General features: G+C 58.4%; 16 protein-coding genes. 13 read left to right on the forward strand and 3 right to left on the reverse strand.

What is annotated here, in order from left to right; translation table 11 throughout:
• The first annotated feature begins 17 nt into the window (after positions 1–17).
• The 12 genes from ACA097_RS06605 (at position 18) to ACA097_RS06660 (ending at position 12,675) form a co-directional block, all read left to right on the forward strand.
• Complete coding sequence (locus ACA097_RS06605) at positions 18–1,457, forward strand: hypothetical protein (RefSeq protein ID WP_371369244.1); 1,440 nt, start codon at positions 18–20, stop codon at positions 1,455–1,457.
• Positions 1,454–2,671, forward strand: coding sequence for a polysaccharide pyruvyl transferase family protein (locus ACA097_RS06610; RefSeq protein ID WP_371369246.1), 1,218 nt, complete (start codon positions 1,454–1,456; stop codon positions 2,669–2,671). Before ACA097_RS06605 ends, ACA097_RS06610 begins: the two co-directional genes overlap by 4 nt.
• A complete protein-coding gene (locus ACA097_RS06615; RefSeq protein ID WP_371369248.1) occupies positions 2,668–3,681 on the forward strand; it encodes a nitroreductase family protein in 1,014 nt (337 codons plus the stop codon). The genes ACA097_RS06610 and ACA097_RS06615 overlap by 4 nt, the downstream gene beginning before the upstream one ends.
• Entirely contained in the window at positions 3,678–4,688 is a 1,011-nt protein-coding gene (locus ACA097_RS06620) for a YbhN family protein (protein WP_371369250.1), read from the forward strand. The genes ACA097_RS06615 and ACA097_RS06620 overlap by 4 nt, the downstream gene beginning before the upstream one ends.
• Complete coding sequence (locus ACA097_RS06625; RefSeq protein WP_371369252.1) at positions 4,681–5,430, forward strand: WecB/TagA/CpsF family glycosyltransferase; 750 nt, start codon at positions 4,681–4,683, stop codon at positions 5,428–5,430. The genes ACA097_RS06620 and ACA097_RS06625 overlap by 8 nt, the downstream gene beginning before the upstream one ends.
• 44 nt (positions 5,431–5,474) lie before the next feature.
• Positions 5,475–6,890, forward strand: a complete 1,416-nt coding sequence (locus tag ACA097_RS06630; RefSeq protein WP_371369254.1) for an undecaprenyl-phosphate glucose phosphotransferase — start codon at positions 5,475–5,477, stop codon at positions 6,888–6,890.
• A 201-nt stretch (positions 6,891–7,091) separates the two neighbouring features.
• Positions 7,092–7,361 (forward strand): hypothetical protein, encoded by a 270-nt coding sequence (locus ACA097_RS06635; RefSeq protein WP_371369256.1) that lies wholly within the window; start codon positions 7,092–7,094, stop codon positions 7,359–7,361.
• 129 nt (positions 7,362–7,490) lie between these two features.
• Entirely contained in the window at positions 7,491–8,603 is a 1,113-nt protein-coding gene (locus ACA097_RS06640; protein WP_371369258.1) for a polysaccharide export protein, read from the forward strand.
• 18 nt (positions 8,604–8,621) lie between these two features.
• Positions 8,622–9,281 (forward strand): YjbF family lipoprotein, encoded by a 660-nt coding sequence (locus tag ACA097_RS06645; RefSeq protein WP_371369260.1) that lies wholly within the window; start codon positions 8,622–8,624, stop codon positions 9,279–9,281.
• Complete coding sequence (locus ACA097_RS06650) at positions 9,278–10,048, forward strand: capsule biosynthesis GfcC family protein (RefSeq protein WP_371369262.1); 771 nt, start codon at positions 9,278–9,280, stop codon at positions 10,046–10,048. The genes ACA097_RS06645 and ACA097_RS06650 overlap by 4 nt, the downstream gene beginning before the upstream one ends.
• Positions 10,045–12,141, forward strand: a complete 2,097-nt coding sequence (locus ACA097_RS06655) for a YjbH domain-containing protein (protein ID WP_043249837.1) — start codon at positions 10,045–10,047, stop codon at positions 12,139–12,141. The genes ACA097_RS06650 and ACA097_RS06655 overlap by 4 nt, the downstream gene beginning before the upstream one ends.
• A gap of 129 nt (positions 12,142–12,270) precedes the next feature.
• On the forward strand, positions 12,271–12,675 hold the full coding sequence (locus ACA097_RS06660) for a YbaY family lipoprotein (RefSeq protein WP_371369264.1): 405 nt from the start codon (positions 12,271–12,273) through the stop codon (positions 12,673–12,675).
• 53 nt (positions 12,676–12,728) lie between these two features.
• On the opposite strand, the gene ACA097_RS06665 is transcribed toward ACA097_RS06660, so the two are convergent.
• Both ACA097_RS06665 and ACA097_RS06670 read right to left on the reverse strand, forming a co-directional pair.
• Entirely contained in the window at positions 12,729–13,877 is a 1,149-nt protein-coding gene (locus tag ACA097_RS06665; RefSeq protein WP_371369266.1) for an aromatic ring-hydroxylating dioxygenase subunit alpha, read from the reverse strand.
• Between the two features lie 19 nt (positions 13,878–13,896).
• Positions 13,897–14,496 carry a TetR/AcrR family transcriptional regulator gene (locus ACA097_RS06670; protein ID WP_371369268.1) on the reverse strand — a complete coding sequence of 200 codons (600 nt, stop codon included), beginning with the start codon at positions 14,494–14,496 and terminating at the stop codon, positions 13,897–13,899.
• 98 nt (positions 14,497–14,594) lie between these two features.
• On the opposite strand from ACA097_RS06670, the gene ACA097_RS06675 reads away from it, so the two are divergent.
• Positions 14,595–15,428, forward strand: coding sequence for a crotonase/enoyl-CoA hydratase family protein (locus tag ACA097_RS06675; RefSeq protein ID WP_371369270.1), 834 nt, complete (start codon positions 14,595–14,597; stop codon positions 15,426–15,428).
• Positions 15,429–15,599: 171 nt separating this feature from the next.
• Here ACA097_RS06675 and ACA097_RS06680 read toward each other — a convergent pair whose 3' ends face one another.
• On the reverse strand, positions 15,600–18,674 hold the full coding sequence (locus ACA097_RS06680; RefSeq protein WP_371369272.1) for an efflux RND transporter permease subunit: 3,075 nt from the start codon (positions 18,672–18,674) through the stop codon (positions 15,600–15,602).
• Positions 18,675–18,678: the final 4 nt, after the last annotated feature.

Genomic DNA, 18,678 nt, shown 5'->3' on the forward strand with positions numbered 1-18,678 from the left:
TAAAACTCCGCGGACCCATGCAGCTTATTAGCCCCCCCGCTATAAATACTAAAAAAGCCATTTCAATCTCACAAAACACTGTCAGCATACTGATGGCGGGGGGAGCGCTCTTAACTATTGGAGCCCTCGCCATACTGGCTGGCAGGCACGGTGAGGTGGCGCTTAGAGTATTACCATTTTTCCTCTCCCTAATATTTGCAGCCTCACTCAATTCAAAAAGCAGCATTCAAGCATGCATGTCAATCTTGATTGCTTACTACGTACTTGCATTTTACATTGCAATCTTCTCCCCCAAAATATCAGATGTTAGCCCAAGCGAAATTAGAACAGCATTAGCACTGACAAAAAATCTCTCAATTTGCGGAACCCTCTGCGTCTACGTCTTCTTCAATCGACGTAAAATAAACGTACTGAGCATCGAAAGCACCTTCGGCATATGCATACTTCTTTCCGCGCTAATTCCGGTAGATTATACGTCTGTAAAATTTCAGTATCTTGCCAACAGCTATATCCCTCTTTACCTCTCAGTAATCGCAATTGCAACATTTCTAAAATCCCCCCCCACAAGAAGCAACAACTTAAATTATCAAGCCTGGATAAACCCCATCCTCATTACGGCACCTGCCGGATTTATAATAAGCTATCTACTTATCCCCTCTGATTTTTTTGTAACCCACCAGGAAGCCAAAGGGTACGAGTTAATATCAGGACTACCAAGGAACTGGTGGAGTTCAGTGGGGGACTCTCTTTACCTAAGATTCTCAGGAACATCAGAAGATCCAATATTATTCGGATATTTGTGTGCGGCACTTGCCACCATACTTTCTGCCCAAAAGAGATATATAGGTCTTTTCCTTCTAGCCGCACTAACAATTAGCAGTCTATCAAAAGGCGCCATAATTTGGATGCTCGGCAGCATCTTGATCCCGCTTGCGATTAAACGTTTTAAGTGGAAAGCCCCCGCATACACACTAATAACATTAGCCCTTATTTATCTATACATTAACGGCTCTTCGGACTTGAAGACCAGCGCTAACGTCCATCTAATTGGTTTAGCAACCCCATTCATCCAAGCCATAAACACTCCAAACATTAGCTCTTTAATTGGCCATGGAGTTGGATCGAGCGGTAATATCTTGAAGTCCGCACTTCTTGGTGACATCTCAAATGATGACTGGCTGAGCGGAGGGGCGGAAAGCGGGCTAGGCCTACTTATTTACCAAACTGGTCTGATTGGCGCGACCGTTGCAGTTGCACTAGTTATAAGAATTTTTAGAAAACTGCAGTCAGACACATCGAAGAGCGCCTGGATAGTTTACTGGGCAAACGCCCTACTGCAAGAAAATCTCATCAATCTTAACTACATAATACTTCTCACCGCAGTTATTTTTACATGTGAATCTATCACATATAAATCTGCAAAAGGCCTCGTCACCCAGAAGGATTCAAATAGATGAAAATTTCTATCACAAACCATACGGGCGCGCGAAACAGAGGATGTGAGGCCTTAGTAGCCTCAAAAATTATTGGAATACAACAACATATCCCAGAGGCAGAATTTACCATTCACTCGAATGATCCTACCTATGACAACTGGAGATTTAGCAGCAAGGCCAAAGTTGTTCTAGCTTACTTAACAAAATCACCTGATCACTTCCAATTTAAATCCCTAAACAAGGCCCTCTACAAAGGTGCCTTGGTCGCAGAAAATCTTTTACCAACTAACTTGCTTGGCTATGCGACGAACTCGATCTCCATTATCAAACAAGCAGACCTTGTTATATCCAGCGGTGGAGACATATTCACCTCCGACTATGGCAACATAAGAAAACACTTGGCTTATCCGATCCTGGCCAAAAAGCAAAAGTCTTATTTATGCTCCCACTCTATTGGGCCACTCACCCAAAAAGATGAAAGCTATTTCCTAAAAGCAATAGAAAATGTTGCAGCAATCAGCGTTCGTGAATCCGAGTCATATGAATATTTAAAGAGACTCGACGCACAAACAAGCCTACATTTAACCGCAGATGTTGCGTTCACTCTTCCCACTCTTCCCCGAAGCGATGCGTCAGCACTGCTAGAGTCCCTTTATGGGCTAGGGGCAGATAAAAAGCTCGTATCAATATCCATTAGCCAAGGAATAATTAAATACTCCAACCTTGATAAGCATCATTACTACGAAGCTTTTGCCGCACTAATTGACTTCATTACAGAAGAGGGCAAATGCGCCATTCTCGTCCCACACGTAATGGAGACAAACCCAAGTAACAACGACCTTATCGCATGCTACGAAGTACTTAAAAGGTCGAGAAAAAAAGAAAGCATTCGCATACTTTTTGGCGAGCACTCCGCGATAGAGCTTAAAGGCATAATCGGGCTAACAGAGTGCTTAGTTGGAACTCGCACTCATGCAACAATCGCATCCCTATCTCAGCACATACCGACTGTAAGCATTGCATACAGCAGAAAGGCGTATGGAATTATGCGAGATATCTATGGAGATTCCGCCTCAAAAGAACTAACTATTGACGCCAAAAATATCAGCGGAGACTCTTTAATCTCCGCCTACCAACTGGCACTTGCAACGCAGATAAACATTGACGCAATAAATAAATCGAAAAATCTTTCCGAGATGAATTTCATAATTGCAAGGGACCTGCTGGCGAAATGATCATTCAAAAGATAAAGGAGATGATCCCTCCGCAGCTCAAATGGAGAATTAAAGCATATATAAACCTGGCAATATTCATCCCAAATTACACATATGATTCAGTTCGCTTTGCAATGTTCTCGGGCACCTTAAATCCGAAAAAGAACCAAGCTCGGCTTGAGGCAAGCATACTTAAAGAAGCCCACAGAATTGAAAAAGGACTATCTTTATCTAAGCCGAAGCCCAGATTCGGGATAAAGGTAATACAGAACCTTGCCTACTTGCTATTAATCCACAAAAAGAAATTCAACAACCCGGAGCTTTATGAGCTTTCAATAAACACCTTAACTGCCTATTCACATTTTCATAAGACCATAAATGAAGACACATCGTGGATAGACAGCGTCACGCATGAACTTAAGCACGCTCTTAATTTCCAGGGAACCCCGCCTCTTCCTGGGGGAACAATCAGCATTTGTAAAAGCGAAATAAACAGCAGAGCTAAATCAAATTTTTTAGAACTAGCAAACAGCAGACACAGCATCAGACAATTCACTAAGAATGCAATACCTGACGAAACAATAAAAGAAGCAGTAGAAATAGCACTAAAAACACCATCAGTCTGCAACAGACAGACAGCCAAGGTTTATTCGTTTTCAAAAACGGACGACAAAAAAAGAATTCTTTCATTGCAAAATGGAAATACAGGATTTGGCGACCAGGCCAGCCACATATTAATTGTCACTTCAAAACTTGCTTGCTTTGAGGGAGCCTCGGAAAGAAACCAGGCTTTCGTCGATGGCGGCTTAATGGCGATGAGCCTAGTTTATGCCCTCCACTACTTGGGGGTTGGAACCTGTTTTCTAAACTGGTCATCTACTGCTAATCGAAATATAAAACTTCATAAAGTGTCCGGCATTCCTCACGACGAAATAATAATAACGCTAATTGCCGCAGGAGAAATGCCGGAGAGGCTCTTAGTAGCCGAGTCCCCGAGAAAATCGCTAGAAGAGATTCTTATACTCTCATGAAAGCATTTTTGAAAAGTCAAAAATCCAAAAACGCATTCAAAGCAATAATAACCACCATCGCAATTTGCACCATATACAGAATCACAAACACCGAAGCTCTGTTGCTTTCACTAAGTAAAATTTCACCAACTCATGTAACAGCTGCATTCCTGCTCAACATACTTGGAACTGTCGCATTAAATTCCGCACAGATTTATGAAAACCTGAAAAACAAGACTATTTCCCAGCCCAACCTGTACATAAAGCTACTTGAAATAGATTTTCAGACGCGCTTTTACGCTTTATTTATGCCGGCAGGCTTAACCGCGGCAGTCCGCTGGAAAAAATACCACAGCATGAATATAGCCCATTCGAACACCATCGAAAGCATCGTTGTAAACAAACTTCAACAATTCTCCATAATCTTCATGGTGGCCGGCTATTTCTTTGCCTTTAGAGAACAAACGCAGATTGCAAAAGCCAATTCAACAGTTATCGGATACATCCTTATCAGCCTTGCATCTGCACTAATTATAGTGACACCTTTCTGCTCTCTAAAAAGTCTACCAATACCGCTGCGAAGAATTTTATTAAGTCTCTCAAACAAAATCCCTCTATTCTCAAAAAAATATAAAATCGACATTTCGCCAGCAACCAATCAATACACCTCAATCCATTATCGTATCAGGGAGCTATTAAAAATGACGCTCTGGTCCGTAGGCTCGTTCCTTCTAACTGCGGCAAGCTTGTACATTATATGTTCCTCCCTAAACGCTGAAATCTCCTGGCTTGACGCTTGTTTTGTCAGAGCCGTCGTCTCGCTGGCTCTAATGATCCCCATCTCAGTTGCAGGTATAGGATTCCGAGAACTCAGCACTATAGGCGCATTACATATAATTAATGTCCCCACAGAAATCGGGCTAGCATGTGGAATGACACTATTTATCTTCCAGATATTAATCTCGATTATCGGTGGGGTTATGGAAATTTCGAGCAGACCTGTTTCGCCGGAGAGTCCTAATGCGTAACCCCTTCGACATAACTCCCTATAGATTCGACATATCAACATTAATAGATGAACTGCTAGACAAAAAGAAAGAAAAGCATCTATACATAGTAACCCCAAATATAAACCACATCTGCCAGTTAAACGAAAGCAGCACCCTCAGAGATGCATACCGAGCCGCCGCCTACCATGTTTGCGACAGCAAAATTCTGTCACCGATCTTTAAGGTACTCACTGGCACGACCCCTCCTGTTATACCGGGAAGCACGCTAACAGCGGAATTATTTAAACTGACCAACACAATAGAGCTATCATTCTGCGTAATTGGCTCCAACAAGCAAGATATAGAAGCTATAAAATCGACGTATCCTAACGCCACAGTTCACCATCACTCTCCTCCCATGGGTTTCATTAACAGTCCGGAAGAGGTAAACAAATGCATTAACTACATAATAAGCAAGAAAGCTGACTTCACAATTTATGCCGTTGGTTGCCCAAGACAGGAAATACTCGCAATGAGAGTTACTGAGTCAAGCAAAGCATGTGGCATAGGCCTATGTGTTGGTGCATCGATAGACTTTTTATCTGGAAGGACAAAGCGCGCACCTATATGGGTTCAACGAATTAGAATGGAGTGGGCATTCCGGATACTTTCCGAGCCTAAAAGACTTGCAAAAAGATACCTTCATGACGCTCTAGCTCTACCCAGAATTCTATATTCCGAATACTCGATAATGCGTCAAAGTCAGAAGACCGAAAAATAAAGCAACGTATTTTTGAGCGAGATTTTGGCAGTAAGGCAGGCTAAATGAACAGTACGGACCGCGGAATATTGCGCTCTCACCATGCAGGTATTTCAGTTCTTCAACGGCTTCTCGACGTTCTGGTAATTCTTGCCGGAATGGCAACCGTGGTTTTCTGGCATGGCGGTGACTTTGACCAGGAACACGTAATCGCAAGCCTGCTTGCCTTAGTGGTGTTCTACCTGCTGAGCGATTTCGGCCAGCTATATGCGTCCTGGCGCGGCGAGCGTATCCGCGAGGAAGTCCGCAAGGTCGGTGGAATCTGGGCCATCAGCTTCGTCGGTGTGTTCCTCAGCGATTACTTCCTGGTCAACATGCAGTTGCTCGAAGATGTCGCGCTGCTGCAATGGTTCACCCTGGTACTGGTCAGCCTGTGCAGCTATCGGATCTTCCTGCGCACCGCCCTCAATGCACTGCGCCGCAAAGGCTTCAACACCCGCTCGGTCGCGATCGCCGGTGCCGGCCCCCTCGGCCAGCGCCTGGCTTCCAACATCGCCGGCGCCCCCTGGATGGGCCTGGACCTGCTCGGCTTCTTCGACGACAGACGCCGCGACCCCATCCGCCTCGGCAACAGCAAAGTCAAACTGCCGATATCCGGTGGTTTGGAAGAGTTGGTCGAACAGGCGCGCGCCGGTGAGATCGACCGCGTCTACATCACCCTGCCAATGCGCAGCGAAGCGCGCATCAAGTGGCTGGTTAACCAGCTCAGCGATACGACCGCCTCGGTCTACATCGTCCCGGACGTATTCGTCTTCGAGCTGCTCCATGCGCGCAGCCAGAACATCAATGGCGTGCCGACCATCAGCATCTTCGACAGCCCCATGACCGGCGCGAACACGGTGATCAAGCGCCTGGAGGACGTCATCCTTTCAGCGATGATCCTTTGCCTGATCGCCGTCCCCATGCTGTTGATTTCCGCCGCCGTGAAGCTCAGCTCACCCGGCCCGGTGTTCTTCCGCCAGAAGCGCTACGGCATCGATGGCCGCCCGATCGAGGTCTGGAAGTTCCGCAGCATGCGGGTCATGGAGAACGGCGCCGACGTGGTGCAGGCCACTCGCGGCGACGACCGAATCACCCCGGTCGGCGCGTTCCTGCGCCGCACTTCTTTGGACGAACTGCCGCAGTTCATCAACGTGCTGCTGGGCGACATGTCCATCGTCGGCCCGCGCCCTCACGCGGTAGCGCACAACGAGGAATACCGCGGGCAGATCAGCAGCTACATGCTGCGTCACAAGGTCAAGCCGGGCATCACCGGCTGGGCACAGATCAATGGTTGGCGGGGTGAAACCGACACCCTGGACAAGATGCAGAAGCGCATCGAGCACGACCTCGCCTACATCCACAACTGGTCCCTCTGGTGGGACCTGAAGATCGTCTTTCTCACGGTGTTTAAGGGATTCGTCCACAAGAACGCCTATTGAGAACACCGAAAGCCTGAAAGTCCCGGCAGCCAGCCGAAGCCCCCGACTTGTGCCGCCTTCCGGCAGTCGGCAAAGCCTCTCTGGATAGCAGCCCAGGCCGCGGCGTAGACGCTGACCGCCGGGCCTTTTTCGCTTGCACTGGCCTAGTGCCAGTTTTACCCTTCCCTTCTTCTGAAGGAACGTTCCCACAAGGAGTCCATTGTGAAAGAACTGCTGATGATCGCCGCCATGGCGACCCTGAGCACCAGCCTGCTGGCGGCTGAAGAGCCCAAGCCGACTGCTCCGCCGGCATCCTCGCCGCTGACCCTCGCTACCCCGGTTGCCGGCGGTGTCACCGTTGGTGGCGCAGTCGGTATCGGTGCTGCCGTTGTGGCAGCTGGCGTAGCCGCTTCCAACAGCGGTGGCGGCGGTGGCCACGACAGCAACCCGGGCACCGGTGGCACCACCGGCACCACCGGCACTACCCGCTGATTCCAGCGAGTAACTGCTGAGCCCTGCCGCCCCAGGCGGCAGGGTCTTCCGTTCCGCCCCTTCTTTTTCATCACCTCTCGGCACCCGCCGGGTGGTGTCGTATTGGCTTATTTGCGTAGTTCCTTTCCCATGATCCGCTCTTTATCCGTTGCCGTTGTCGCCGCTCTTTCGCTCCAGGGCTGCATGTTCGCCCCTGGCCAGAACATGGATACCAGCCGCATCGTCCGCGATGGCTCTGCCGAGAGCAGCCGCGTCGAGCTGATCCAGATCACTCCGAAACTGCTGGCCGTGGACGCCGCAACGGAAAAGGACGTCCAGGTACCGGCCGAACTGCTGGCCTACCACCCGCAGGACTACCGCATCGGCCCCAGCGACCTGCTCTATATCACCGTCTGGGACCACCCCGAGCTGACCGCGCCTTCCGGCCAACAGCAGCAGATCGATGCCAACGGCCGCCTGGTGCGCCCGGACGGCACGCTGTTCTATCCGTACATCGGCACCGTGCGTGTCGCCGGTCGGACCATCGAAGAGGTTCGCTCGGAAATCGCCAGCCGCCTGGCCCAGTACGTCGAGAGCCCGCAGGTCGACCTCGCCATCCTGCGTTTCGCCAGCCAGAAGGTGGTGGTCAACGGCGCCTTCGCCAAGGCCGGCGCGCAGCCCATCACCACCACTCCGCTGAGCCTGATGGAAGCGGTCAGCACCGCCGGTGTGAATGCCGGCTCGGCGGACCTCTCCAACCTGGTGCTCAAGCGCGACGGGCGTGAATACGCGCTCAACCTCGATGCGCTCAACGACCTGCAGCAGAGTGACCTTTACAGCGTCTATCTGAAGGACGGCGACCAGGTCTATCTGCCGTACAACGACCGCCGCAAGGTCTACCTGATGGGTGAGGTCAACGCTCCGCGCGCCATCACCTACAAGACCAAGAACCTGAACCTGGCCGACGCACTCGGCAGCGTGGGCGGCCTCAACCAGGCCAGCTCCAACGGCAAGGCTGTCTACGTCATCCGCGGCGTCGAGGACCTCGCGCGCCAGAAAGCCAAGGTGTTCCAGCTGGATGCCCAGTCGCCCACCGCCTTCATCCTCGCCCAGCGCTTCAATCTGCAGCCGCAGGATGTGGTCTATGTCGGCCCGGCCGGCGTAACCCGCTGGAACCGCTTGATCAGCCAGCTCGTGCCCTCGACGACCATCATCGGCACAGGCGCCAACGTCAAGAACGACCTGAGCGACAGCAGCAACTAAACCGGACCCAGGTCGAACGTGAAGATTCTTCGATTCGCCGCCCTGGCCGGGGCGGCTCTCTCCCTATGCGCGTGCAATCCGCTGATGCGCGCATCCTGGGACACCATGCGCGCCGCCGTGCAGGGCCCGCAGCCGCTTGAGCTGAACCAGGCTCAGGTCGATGCACTGCCCTACTACCAGATCAAGCTGCAGACCCAGGGCGGCGAAGCGGTACTGGCGCTGGTGCGTCTGCAGGGCGACCTGCAGTACTGGCTGGCCTCGTCCCACCAGGTGGTGATGATGCGCGACGGCCTGGTAGTGCGTACTACCGGCTTCGCCGACAACCTGGCCGGCACCCGCCTGGGCGCCGACTCGCCTTTCCATACCGGGCTGAACAAGGTCGCCGACGGCCAGACCAGCGAACGCTGGCTCGATCTCGCCAGCGGTTATCGCTATGGCGTGCCCGTCACCAGCCAATTCCACAAGGTCGGCCTGGAGCGCGTCAGCATTCTCGAACGCGACTACGAACTGCTGCGCGTCGATGAAGAGATCAGCGCCCCGCTGCTCGGATTCAGCGCCACCAATCGCTACTGGGTCGATCCGCAGGACGGCTTCGTGATGCAGAGCCTGCAGCAGGTCACGCCGGACCTGCAGGTGGCCATCACCCAGCTGCGGCCGTACAAGGGAGACGGGAAATGAAACTCCGCTCCCTGCTGATTCCTTTCGCGCTCTTCGCGAGCACATGCGCCTCAGCCGCCGACTCGGTGGAAGTACGCGGCGACGCCGCCAAGGCAGGCATGATCGCGATAGCGCCTGACACTCGCCTCGGCGATGTACTGCGCACCGCACAGGTCAACGCCGAAGGCTACTGGCTGGGCGGAGCCTGGCTGCAGCAGTCGCTCGTCCAGCCACAGAAGCGGCTCAAGGCCGGCGTGCTCTTTGACCTGTTGCAGCTCGAGCAGAAGGCCCTGCTTGACGACCAACCCGTGCTCGCGAACCTCGCGCGGCGTCTGCATAACAAGGTGGCTGCGCTGCCTGTCAGCGGCCGCCGAGCGCACCTGCTGGACCCTGTGGGCGTAGAAGTCGACACCGAGCAGAACCAACGCGTAAGCGCCGGCGACGTCTTCATCTACCCGGCACGTCCAACCACCGTTCGCGTGATTGGCGCAGTGCCCGCCGACTGCACCCTGGACTTCATCCCGTTGCAGCAGGCCCGCGACTACCTCGACCAGTGCCCGATACGGGCCGAGGCGGACAATGACTACGTCTACCTCATCCAGCCGGACGGGCAGATCAGCCACCTGGGCATCACCTTGTGGAATCGCCAGGACGCAGCGCCTCCAGCACCGGGCGCGACCATCCTTGTCCCGTTCAAGGCAGGCAACGCCGATAGCGCCTTCCCGCAACTGAACGCCGAGCTTGCGGAATTCATCGCCACCCAACCGCTGTCCGAGGTGGCGCCATGAAGCTCCGCTATTCCCTGTGTCTGTTGCTGCCCTGGACCGTTAGCCACGCCGATCCGCGCTACACGCACAACGACTTCGGCATCGTCGGCCTGATGCAGACGCCGACCGCGCGTATGCTGCCGGCCGGCGAGGTGGCGATCACCGCGAACCGTGTCGACCCGTACTCGCGCTACAGCTTCTCGCTGCAGCCGTTCGACTGGATGGAGACCTCCTTCCGCTATACCTCGGTAAGCAACCGCCGTTACGGCGCCGAGGACTTCAGCGGCGACCAGAGCTACAAGGACAAGGCGGTGGACGCCAAATTCCGCCTGTTGCGCGAGAGCCGCTGGACGCCGGAAGTCGCTGCCGGTTTCCTGGACGTCGGCGGTACCGGCCTGTTCTCCAGCGAATACTTCGTCGGCAACAAGCGCTTCGGCAACTTCGACCTGAGCCTGGGCGTTGCCTGGGGCTACCTGGGCAATCGGGGCGACTTCGACAACCCGCTGGGCTGGATCGACGACAAGTACGACAACCGCCCGATTCCGACCAGCGACGTGGCCAATGCCGGCTCGTTCGACCTCAGTAACTACTACCGCGGCTCGCCCGCGCTGTTCGGCGGCGTCCAGTGGCAGACGCCTTGGGATCGCCTCTCGGTCAAGCTGGAATACGACGGCAACGACTACAAGCGCGAGCCGCTGAGTAACAACCAGGACCAGAGCTCCCCGATCAACCTCGGCTTCGTCTTCAAGGCCGGCGACTCGGTGGACCTCACGGCCGGCTGGGAACGCGGCAACACCGCCATGTTCGGCATCACCCTGCACACCAACTTCGCCACCCGCACCGCACCGGCCAAGACCTACGACCCACCGGCCGAGTCCCTGCCGGCCAAGACGCCGGACCTGCACCCGGACCAGGTGGACTGGGCCAACGTCTCGCGGCGCCTGGAGAAGAACGCCGGCTACAAGGTCGAGCGCATCGCCCAGCGCGACTCGGAGATCGTCGTTTACGGCGAGCAGACCCGCTATCTCTACCCACCCAAGGCGGTTGGTCGCGCGGCCCGCATTCTCGACAACAGTGTCGACGACGACATCAAGTACTTCACCGTGGTCGACAAGCGCTACGACATGCCGGTGGTCGAAACCAGCGTGCCCCGCGAGACCTTCCGCGCAGTGGTGCAGCACGAACGCCCGCTCGAGGACCTGCGTCGCGGCACCGAGCAGAACTGGCCGCTGCCGCGCGAGGAAAAGGAGCTCTTCCGGCAGAAGCCGGCCCCGTTCAGCTACGGATTCGGCCTGGGCTACAAGCAGAACGTCGGCGGCCCCGACGGCTTCCTCCTCTACCAGTTCACCGCGGATGCCGGCGCCGAGTACCGCTTCACCCCGGACACCTGGTGGAACGGCTCGCTCAGCGCCAACCTGGTGAACAACTTCGACAAGTTCAAGTACGACGCGCCCAGCAACCTGCCGCGCGTACGCACCTATCTGCGCGAGTACTGGACGACCTCCGACGTCACCATGACCGACTTCCAGCTGAACAAGGCCAAACGCCTGGACGAAGACCTCTATGGCATGGTCTACGGCGGCTACCTGGAGTCGATGTTCGCCGGCGTCGGCGGCGAGCTGCTGTACCGGCCGATGGGCGAACGCTGGGCGCTGGGTACCGACCTCAACTACGTGCGCCAGCGCGATTTCGACCAGGGCTTCGGCCTGCGTGACTACAAGGTCCTCACCGGCCATGTCACCGGCTACCTGAAGACCGACTTCCAGGACGTGCTCGCAGCCGTCAGCGTTGGCCGCTACCTGGCGCGTGACTGGGGCACCACCCTCGACCTGTCGCGCGAATTCAGCAACGGCGTGCGCTTTGGCGGCTGGGTGACGCTGACCACCGCGTCCAAGGAAGAGTACGGCGAAGGTAGCTTCGATAAAGGCATCTACGTTTCGATCCCCTTCGACGAGCTGATGAGCAGTTCGACCATGCGCCGCGCCAACCTGGCCTGGGCCCCGCTGACCCGCGACGGCGGTGCGCGACTGTCGCGCAGCTACTCGCTGTATGGCCTGACCGATGGGCGCAACCTCGACATGTTCGACGGCAGCTTCCAGAAGATCACCGAGTGACACCAATCCCCGGCGCACTCGCGCCGGGGTTGCGGCAGATCAAGGAAAATTCCACTTACAAAACCCGCTGCAACCAATCGGCCTATGCTGGGTCGGATCACACCCGATCTACCCGGAAGGAATCCGCCGATGAAGTTCACCGCCCTCCCCCTCGTTCTCGCCACCGGCCTGCTGGCTGCCTGCTCGTCTACTTCGGCCCCGCAGAGCGCTTCGCTCAGTGGCGAGGTGTTCTATCTGCAGCGCATCGCGTTGCCGCCGAGCGCACAGGTTTCCGTGAGCCTGCAGGATGTCTCGCTGGCCGATGCGCCGGCCACGGTGCTGGCCAGCCAGGTGTTGCCCAGCGGCAAGCAGGTGCCGATTGCGTTCACGCTAAACTACGACCCGGCGCAGGTTAAGCCAGGCCACAGCTACGCGGTCAGCGCGCGTATCGAGATTGGCGGCAAGCTGAAGTTCATCAGCACCGAGCGGCATAGCGTGAAGCTCGATGGCAGCGATCCGCAGCCCGTGCGCATCCGCGTGGATGCAGTGCGCTGACGCCACCCGAAATGCAGAACGCCCGGCCTAAGTGCCGGGCGTTTTCGTTTGCGTCAGGCGATGACGCTTGGGTCGTCCAGAGCCTCGTCGAGGTTCTGGTGGAACCACTTCAGCGCGACCTCGAAGCGGCCGTGCCAGAGGCGGGCGCTGGCCCCTGAACGAATGCCGTTCTGCACCCGCGTGGCCATGGCGAAGTCCTCTTCCAGGGCGGCGTAGAGGATTTCGTTGTTCTTCTCGAAGTAGCGCCGGGCCTTTTCGGTCGCCGGGTCCTCGGGCAGGAGCGTGTGGCTGAGCACGCGCGTGGCCAGCGGGCCGTCCGGGTACACGCTGGTGAAGTCGATGTGGTCAGGCTCCACCAGCACCAGAGTGTTCGGCCAGAGGTAATAGAGCAGGTTGCCGTGGCGGCGCAGGTCCCATTGGTCTTCCGGCTGCCCGGGCAGCTCGCGCAGGTTGCGCTTCACGTAGTAGTTGCGGATGTGTTGGCCGAAACGCTCGAAGCTGCCCAGGTTGGGCCAGAACAGGTGGTCGATGGTCGCCTGGTGCGCCTTGGCCACGTGGTAGTTCTCGAGGAAGGTGTCGACGGTCAGCTTCCAGTTCACCGGCCGGCGGATGTCGCGGGGGTCGAAGAGCACATGGTCGTCGACAGCAAAACTCTCGAAGTCGGCGAGGATCTCTTCGCCGAAGAACGCATCCAGGTCCAGCGCCGGCCCTGGCGACAGCCTTGCCCACACTGCGCCGAAACGCTCGGCCACCGGCAGTTCGGTGAGGTTCAGGCAGGCCCGCTCGGCACCCTCGAAACCGTAGCCGTGGGGAATGCCGCGCAAGCTGCCGTCCGGGTTGTACGACCAGGCGTGGTAGGGACAGACGAAGACTCGGTTGCTGCCGCTTTCCTCTGCCACCAACTGCGTGCCGCGATGCTTGCAGACATTCAGGAAAGCGCGCAGGCGGCCTTGCTCGTCGCGTGTCAGCAACACCGGCACCAGCAGTTCGCGGGTGAGGAAATGGCCGTTGGGGATTTCACTGGAGCGTGCCACCAGCACCGGCTCGCGCAGCAGGACTTCCTCGCGCTCGCGGCGATAGCGAGCCTCATCTAGATACGCCGTTACCGGCAGGGCCGACGGGGTTTCAGCGCAATCGGAAACACCCTGTTCGGCCAGCGCCAGAACCTTTCGCAGTAACCGCACTTGCGTCTCTCGGTGCATCTTCGCCTCCTCTTCCCTGTCAGGCAGTGATCGGCGCCAGCGCGCCGCGAATGAAGTGCCAGAGCTGGCGCGCCAGCTGCTCGGCCGGCGGCCTGGGCTGGCGCGCAAGCGCTTCCAGCAGCGCCTGGTGCAGGCCGCCGAGGATCATCGCCGAGACCAGCTGCGGGTCGAGGCTCGCGTTGAGCTGGCCGGCGGCCTGGCCACGGCGGATGTTGTCGGCGCCCTGGCGGATGTTCTCGGCGATGCGCTGCGCCTCCAGCGCGGCCACTTCCGGCTCTCGCGCCAGGCTGACCAGCACCAGAGGCGCCAACGGTTCGGCATAGACGAACTCGACCGCGCGGCGTACCCGTTGCTCTTCGCGCAGGCTCCAGTCGCTGGCATCGGGCAGCGGGTCAGCGACCATCACCTGGGCCTGGTAGCGGTCGTAGAAGTCCTCCGCGACGGCAGCCAGCAGGCCGGCGCGCGAGGCGAAGTAGCGGTAGATCAGCCCGACGGAGACGCCGGCACGCTCGGCTACGCGGCCCACTTCCAGGCCGCCGCCGAACTCCAACAGGTCATCTCGCGCGGCCTCCAGCAGGCTGGCGCGGGTTTTCAGGGCCTTGGCGGAAAGATCGGGCATGGCGGGACTCGTGGCACTGGACAGAAAAAGTGAATTCAGTTTACTTATTTTCTGCAACTAGCCAAGCCCACCTCCGAACCCCGACCAGCGAGAAGCCCATGAGCGAGTCCACCGTGCTCTACAGCGTCGAAGGACGCGTCGCCACCCTCACCCTCAACCGCCCCGAGCGACTCAACGCCATCGACGACCGCATGCCCGGCGACATCGAGGCCGCCGTGGCCCGCGCGAATGCCGACGACGCCGTCCACGTCATCGTCCTCACCGGCGCCGGGCGTGGCTTCTGCAGCGGCTACGACCTCAAGTTCTTCGCCGAGAACCCGCGCGGGGTCTACGGCAGCCAGGAAATGCCCTGGGACCCGATGGTCGATTACGCGCTGATGAAGCGGAACACCGAGCAGTTCATGAGCCTGTTCCGCAGCTACAAGCCGGTGATCGCCAAGATCAACGGCCCGGCGGTGGCCGGCGGCAGCGATATCGCGCTGTGCTGCGACCTGATCGTGATGGCCGAGGAAGCGCAGATTGGCTATCCGCCGGCGCGGGTCTGGGGCTGCCCGACCACCGCCATGTGGGTCTATCGCCTGGGCCCGGAAAAGGCCAAGCGCATGCTGCTCACCGGCGACCTCATCGACGGCCGCGAAGCGCAGCGCCTGGGCCTGGTCTACCAGAGCGTGCCGCTGGCCGACCTGGACGCCACGGTCGATGCGCTGGCCGCACGCATGCAGGGCATCCCTAAGAACCAGTTGATGATGCAGAAACTGATGATCAACCAGGCCTTCCACAACATGGGCCTGGAGAGCACGCAGATGTTCGCCACGCTGTTCGACGGCATCACCCGCCACAGCCCGGAGGGCGTGCGCTTCAAGGCGCGTTGCGAGGCCGTGGGCTTTGCCCAGGCGGTGCGCGAGCGGGATTCGGGGGCGCCGATTCCGTGAAGCCAAAGCTTCCGGTTCGTAGGGCGTATAACCCTCCGGGTTATACGCCGTTTGGCCGTGGTTGCCGGTCGGCTCGGAGCTGAACTGGGCTGCAATGAAAATGCCGAGCATCACAACGGAGTTGCCGTCAAGCGAGGTGTATCGGCACATAACCGCGAACGGTTATACGCCCTACGCCTGGCTCTCCTTCTTCACCCGGAACCAGGCGGCGTAGAGCGCCGGCAGGAACAGCAACGTCAGCGCGGTAGCCACGATCAGGCCGCCCATGATCGCCACCGCCATCGGCCCGAAGAACACGCTGCGCGACAGCGGGATCATCGCCAGCACCGCTGCCAGGGCGGTCAGCACGATCGGGCGGAAGCGCCGCACCGTGGCCTCGATGATCGCGTGCCAGCGGTCCAGGCCATGGGCGATGTCCTGCTCGATCTGGTCCACCAGGATCACCGAGTTGCGCATGATCATCCCCGACAGCGCGATGGTGCCCAGCATGGCGACGAAGCCAAAGGGCTTCTGGAACAGCAGCAGGAACACCGCCACGCCGATCAGCCCCAGGGGCGCGGTGAGGAACACCATGGCGGTGCGCGAGAAACTGCGCAGCTGGACCATCAGCAGGGTCATCACCACGACGATGAACAGCGGGACGCCGGCGTTCACCGAGTTCTGGCCCTTGGCCGAGTCCTCCACCGTGCCGCCGACCTGAAGCAGGTAGCCGTTGGGCAGGTTGGCGCGGATCGTATCGAGGGTCGGCGAGACCTGCTTGACCAGGGTCGCCGGCAGCGAGTCGTCGTAGATGTCGGCGCGCACCGTGACGGTCGGCAGGCGGTTGCGCCGCCAGATGATGCCTTCCTCGAAGCCATACTCCAGGGTCGCCACCTGCGACAGCGCCACGCTGCGGCCGCTGCTGGTCTGCAGCGCCAGGCTCGGCAGCTGCGACAGGTCGCGCCGCTCGCGCTCGTCGCCGCGCAGGAGGATCTCGATCAGCTCGTCATCCTCGCGGTAGTAGCTGACGGTCGCGCCGGTCAGCGAACTCTGCAGGAACTGCGAGATGTCCTGGGTGCTCACGCCCAGCGCGCGGGCGCGATCCTGGTCGACGTTGAGGTAGATCGCCTTGCTCGGTTCTTCCCAATCCAGGTGCACGTTCACCAGGTGCGGGTTCTCGCGCATCTTCGCCGCCACCTGACGGGCCAGCTCGCGGACCACCGGAATGTGCTCGCCGGAAACGCGGAACTGCACGGGGTAGCCCACCGGCGGGCCATTCTCCAGGCGGCTGATGCGGGTACGCACCGTGGGGAAGTCCTCGGCCATGCGCTGGATCAGCCACTGGCGGACTTGCTCGCGGCTCTTCAGGTCCTTGGTCAGCACCACGAACTGGGCGAAGCTGGCCGCCGGCAGTTGCTGGTCCAGCGGCAGGTAGAAGCGCGGCGAGCCGGTGCCGACGTAGGCCACGTAGTTCTCGATGCCCGGATGGCCGGAAAGCATCTTCTCCAGGCGCTTGGCCTGCTCGTCGGTGGCCGTGAGCGAATCGCCCTCGGCCAGCTTGAGGTCGACCAGCAGCTCCAGGCGCGCCGATGGCGGGAAGAACTGCTGCGGCACCAGGCGGAACAGGCCGATGGAGCCGATGAAGGCCAGCAGGGTGAGGACGATCACCGTCTTGCGGTGCACCACGCACCACTCCACCAGGCGCCGGAAGCGCTGGTAGAAGGCGGTCGAATAGGGATCGTGGCCCTTGTCGCTGCCGCCGTGCTTGGCGGCGTGAATCTTGGCCAGGTCCGGCAGCAGCTTGTCACCCAGGTAGGGCACGAACATCACCGCGGCAACCCAGGACACCAGCAAGGCGATGGTCACCACCTGGAACAGCGAGCGGGTGTACTCGCCGGTACCGGACTGCGCAGTGGCGATCGGCAGGAAGCCGGCGGCGGTGACCAGGGTGCCTGTGAGCATCGGGAAGGCCGTGCTGGTCCAGGCGAAACTGGCCGCCTTCAGGCGGTCGTAGCCCTGCTCCATCTTCACCGCCATCATCTCCACCGCGATGATCGCGTCGTCCACCAGCAGGCCGAGGGCAAGCACCAGCGCGCCCAGGGAAATCTTGTGCAGGCCGATGTTGAAGTAGCGCATGCAGACGAACGTCATCGCCAGCACCAGCGGGATCGACAGTGCCACCACCAGGCCGGTACGCAGGCCGAGGGAGAAGAAGCTCACCAGCAGCACGATGACCAGCGCCTCGGCCAGCACGCGGACGAACTCGCCAACGCCCTCGCGGACCGCCGCCGGCTGGTCGGACACCTTGCGCAGCTCCATGCCGGCCGGCAGGTTCTGCTGCAACGTGTGGAACTCGTCCTCCAGTGCCTTGCCCAGCACCAGGATGTCACCGCCGCTTTTCATCGACACGGCGATGCCGATGGCGTCGTCGCCCATGAAGCGCATGCGCGGCGCGGGCGGGTCGTTGAAGCCGCGATGCACGTCGGCCACGTCGCCGATGCGGAAAGTGCGGTCGCCTATGCGAATGGGGAACTGGCGGATGTCCTCCACCGAATCGAAGCGCCCCGACACGCGCAGCTGCACGCGGTCGCTGGCCGTCTCGAAGAAGCCCGTCGCGGTGACCGCGTTCTGTTCTTCCAGTGCCTTCTGCACCGCCGCCAGCGGCAGACCGAGGGTGGCCAGCTTTGTGTTCGACAGGTCGATCCAGATCTTCTCGTCCTGCAGGCCTTCCAGCTCGACCTTGCCGACATCCTTGATGCGCTGCAGCTGCAGCTGGATGCGGTCGGCGTAATCCTTGAGCACCGCGTAGTCGAAGCCCTTGCCGGACAGCGCGTAGATGTTGCCGAAGGTGGTGCCGAACTCATCGTTGAAGAAGGGCCCCTGGATGCCTTGCGGCAGCGTGTAACGGATGTCGCTGACCTTCTTGCGGATCTGGTACCAGAGCTCGGGAATGTCGGCGGAATGGAAGTCCTCGCGGGCGACGAAGGTCACCTGGGACTCGCCCGGCCGCGAGAAGGAGACGATGCGGTCGTAGTCGCCGGTCTCCATCAGCTTCTTCTCGATGCGCTCGGTGACCTGGCGCGAGACTTCCTCGGCCGTCGCACCGGGCCAGTTGGTCTTCACCACCATGGCCTTGAAGGTGAACGGCGGGTCTTCGCTCTGGCCGAGTTGGGTGTAGGAAAGCACCCCGGCGATACCCAGCAGGAGCATGAGATAGAGCACGATCTGGCGGTTCTGCAGAGCCCATGCAGAAAGGTTGAAGCGCATCCTG

This window comes from Pseudomonas sp. QL9, from assembly GCF_041409665.1.
Taxonomy (GTDB): domain Bacteria; phylum Pseudomonadota; class Gammaproteobacteria; order Pseudomonadales; family Pseudomonadaceae; genus Pseudomonas; species Pseudomonas knackmussii.

What these genes read in the sequence shown, in the direction of transcription:
- ACA097_RS06650 (WP_371369262.1), top strand. Translation starts at nt 9,278, where the DNA reads ATGAAACTCCGCTCCCTGCTGATTCCTTTCGCGCTCTTCGCGAGCACA.
- ACA097_RS06680 (WP_371369272.1), bottom strand. Translation starts at nt 18,674, where the DNA reads ATGCGCTTCAACCTTTCTGCATGGGCTCTGCAGAACCGCCAGATCGTG.
- ACA097_RS06615 (WP_371369248.1), top strand. Translation starts at nt 2,668, where the DNA reads ATGATCATTCAAAAGATAAAGGAGATGATCCCTCCGCAGCTCAAATGG.
- ACA097_RS06620 (WP_371369250.1), top strand. Translation starts at nt 3,678, where the DNA reads ATGAAAGCATTTTTGAAAAGTCAAAAATCCAAAAACGCATTCAAAGCA.
- ACA097_RS06665 (WP_371369266.1), bottom strand. Translation starts at nt 13,877, where the DNA reads ATGCACCGAGAGACGCAAGTGCGGTTACTGCGAAAGGTTCTGGCGCTG.
- ACA097_RS06625 (WP_371369252.1), top strand. Translation starts at nt 4,681, where the DNA reads ATGCGTAACCCCTTCGACATAACTCCCTATAGATTCGACATATCAACA.
- ACA097_RS06640 (WP_371369258.1), top strand. Translation starts at nt 7,491, where the DNA reads ATGATCCGCTCTTTATCCGTTGCCGTTGTCGCCGCTCTTTCGCTCCAG.
- ACA097_RS06630 (WP_371369254.1), top strand. Translation starts at nt 5,475, where the DNA reads ATGAACAGTACGGACCGCGGAATATTGCGCTCTCACCATGCAGGTATT.
- ACA097_RS06655 (WP_043249837.1), top strand. Translation starts at nt 10,045, where the DNA reads ATGAAGCTCCGCTATTCCCTGTGTCTGTTGCTGCCCTGGACCGTTAGC.
- ACA097_RS06605 (WP_371369244.1), top strand. Translation starts at nt 18, where the DNA reads ATGCAGCTTATTAGCCCCCCCGCTATAAATACTAAAAAAGCCATTTCA.
- ACA097_RS06660 (WP_371369264.1), top strand. Translation starts at nt 12,271, where the DNA reads ATGAAGTTCACCGCCCTCCCCCTCGTTCTCGCCACCGGCCTGCTGGCT.
- ACA097_RS06675 (WP_371369270.1), top strand. Translation starts at nt 14,595, where the DNA reads ATGAGCGAGTCCACCGTGCTCTACAGCGTCGAAGGACGCGTCGCCACC.
- ACA097_RS06670 (WP_371369268.1), bottom strand. Translation starts at nt 14,496, where the DNA reads ATGCCCGATCTTTCCGCCAAGGCCCTGAAAACCCGCGCCAGCCTGCTG.
- ACA097_RS06610 (WP_371369246.1), top strand. Translation starts at nt 1,454, where the DNA reads ATGAAAATTTCTATCACAAACCATACGGGCGCGCGAAACAGAGGATGT.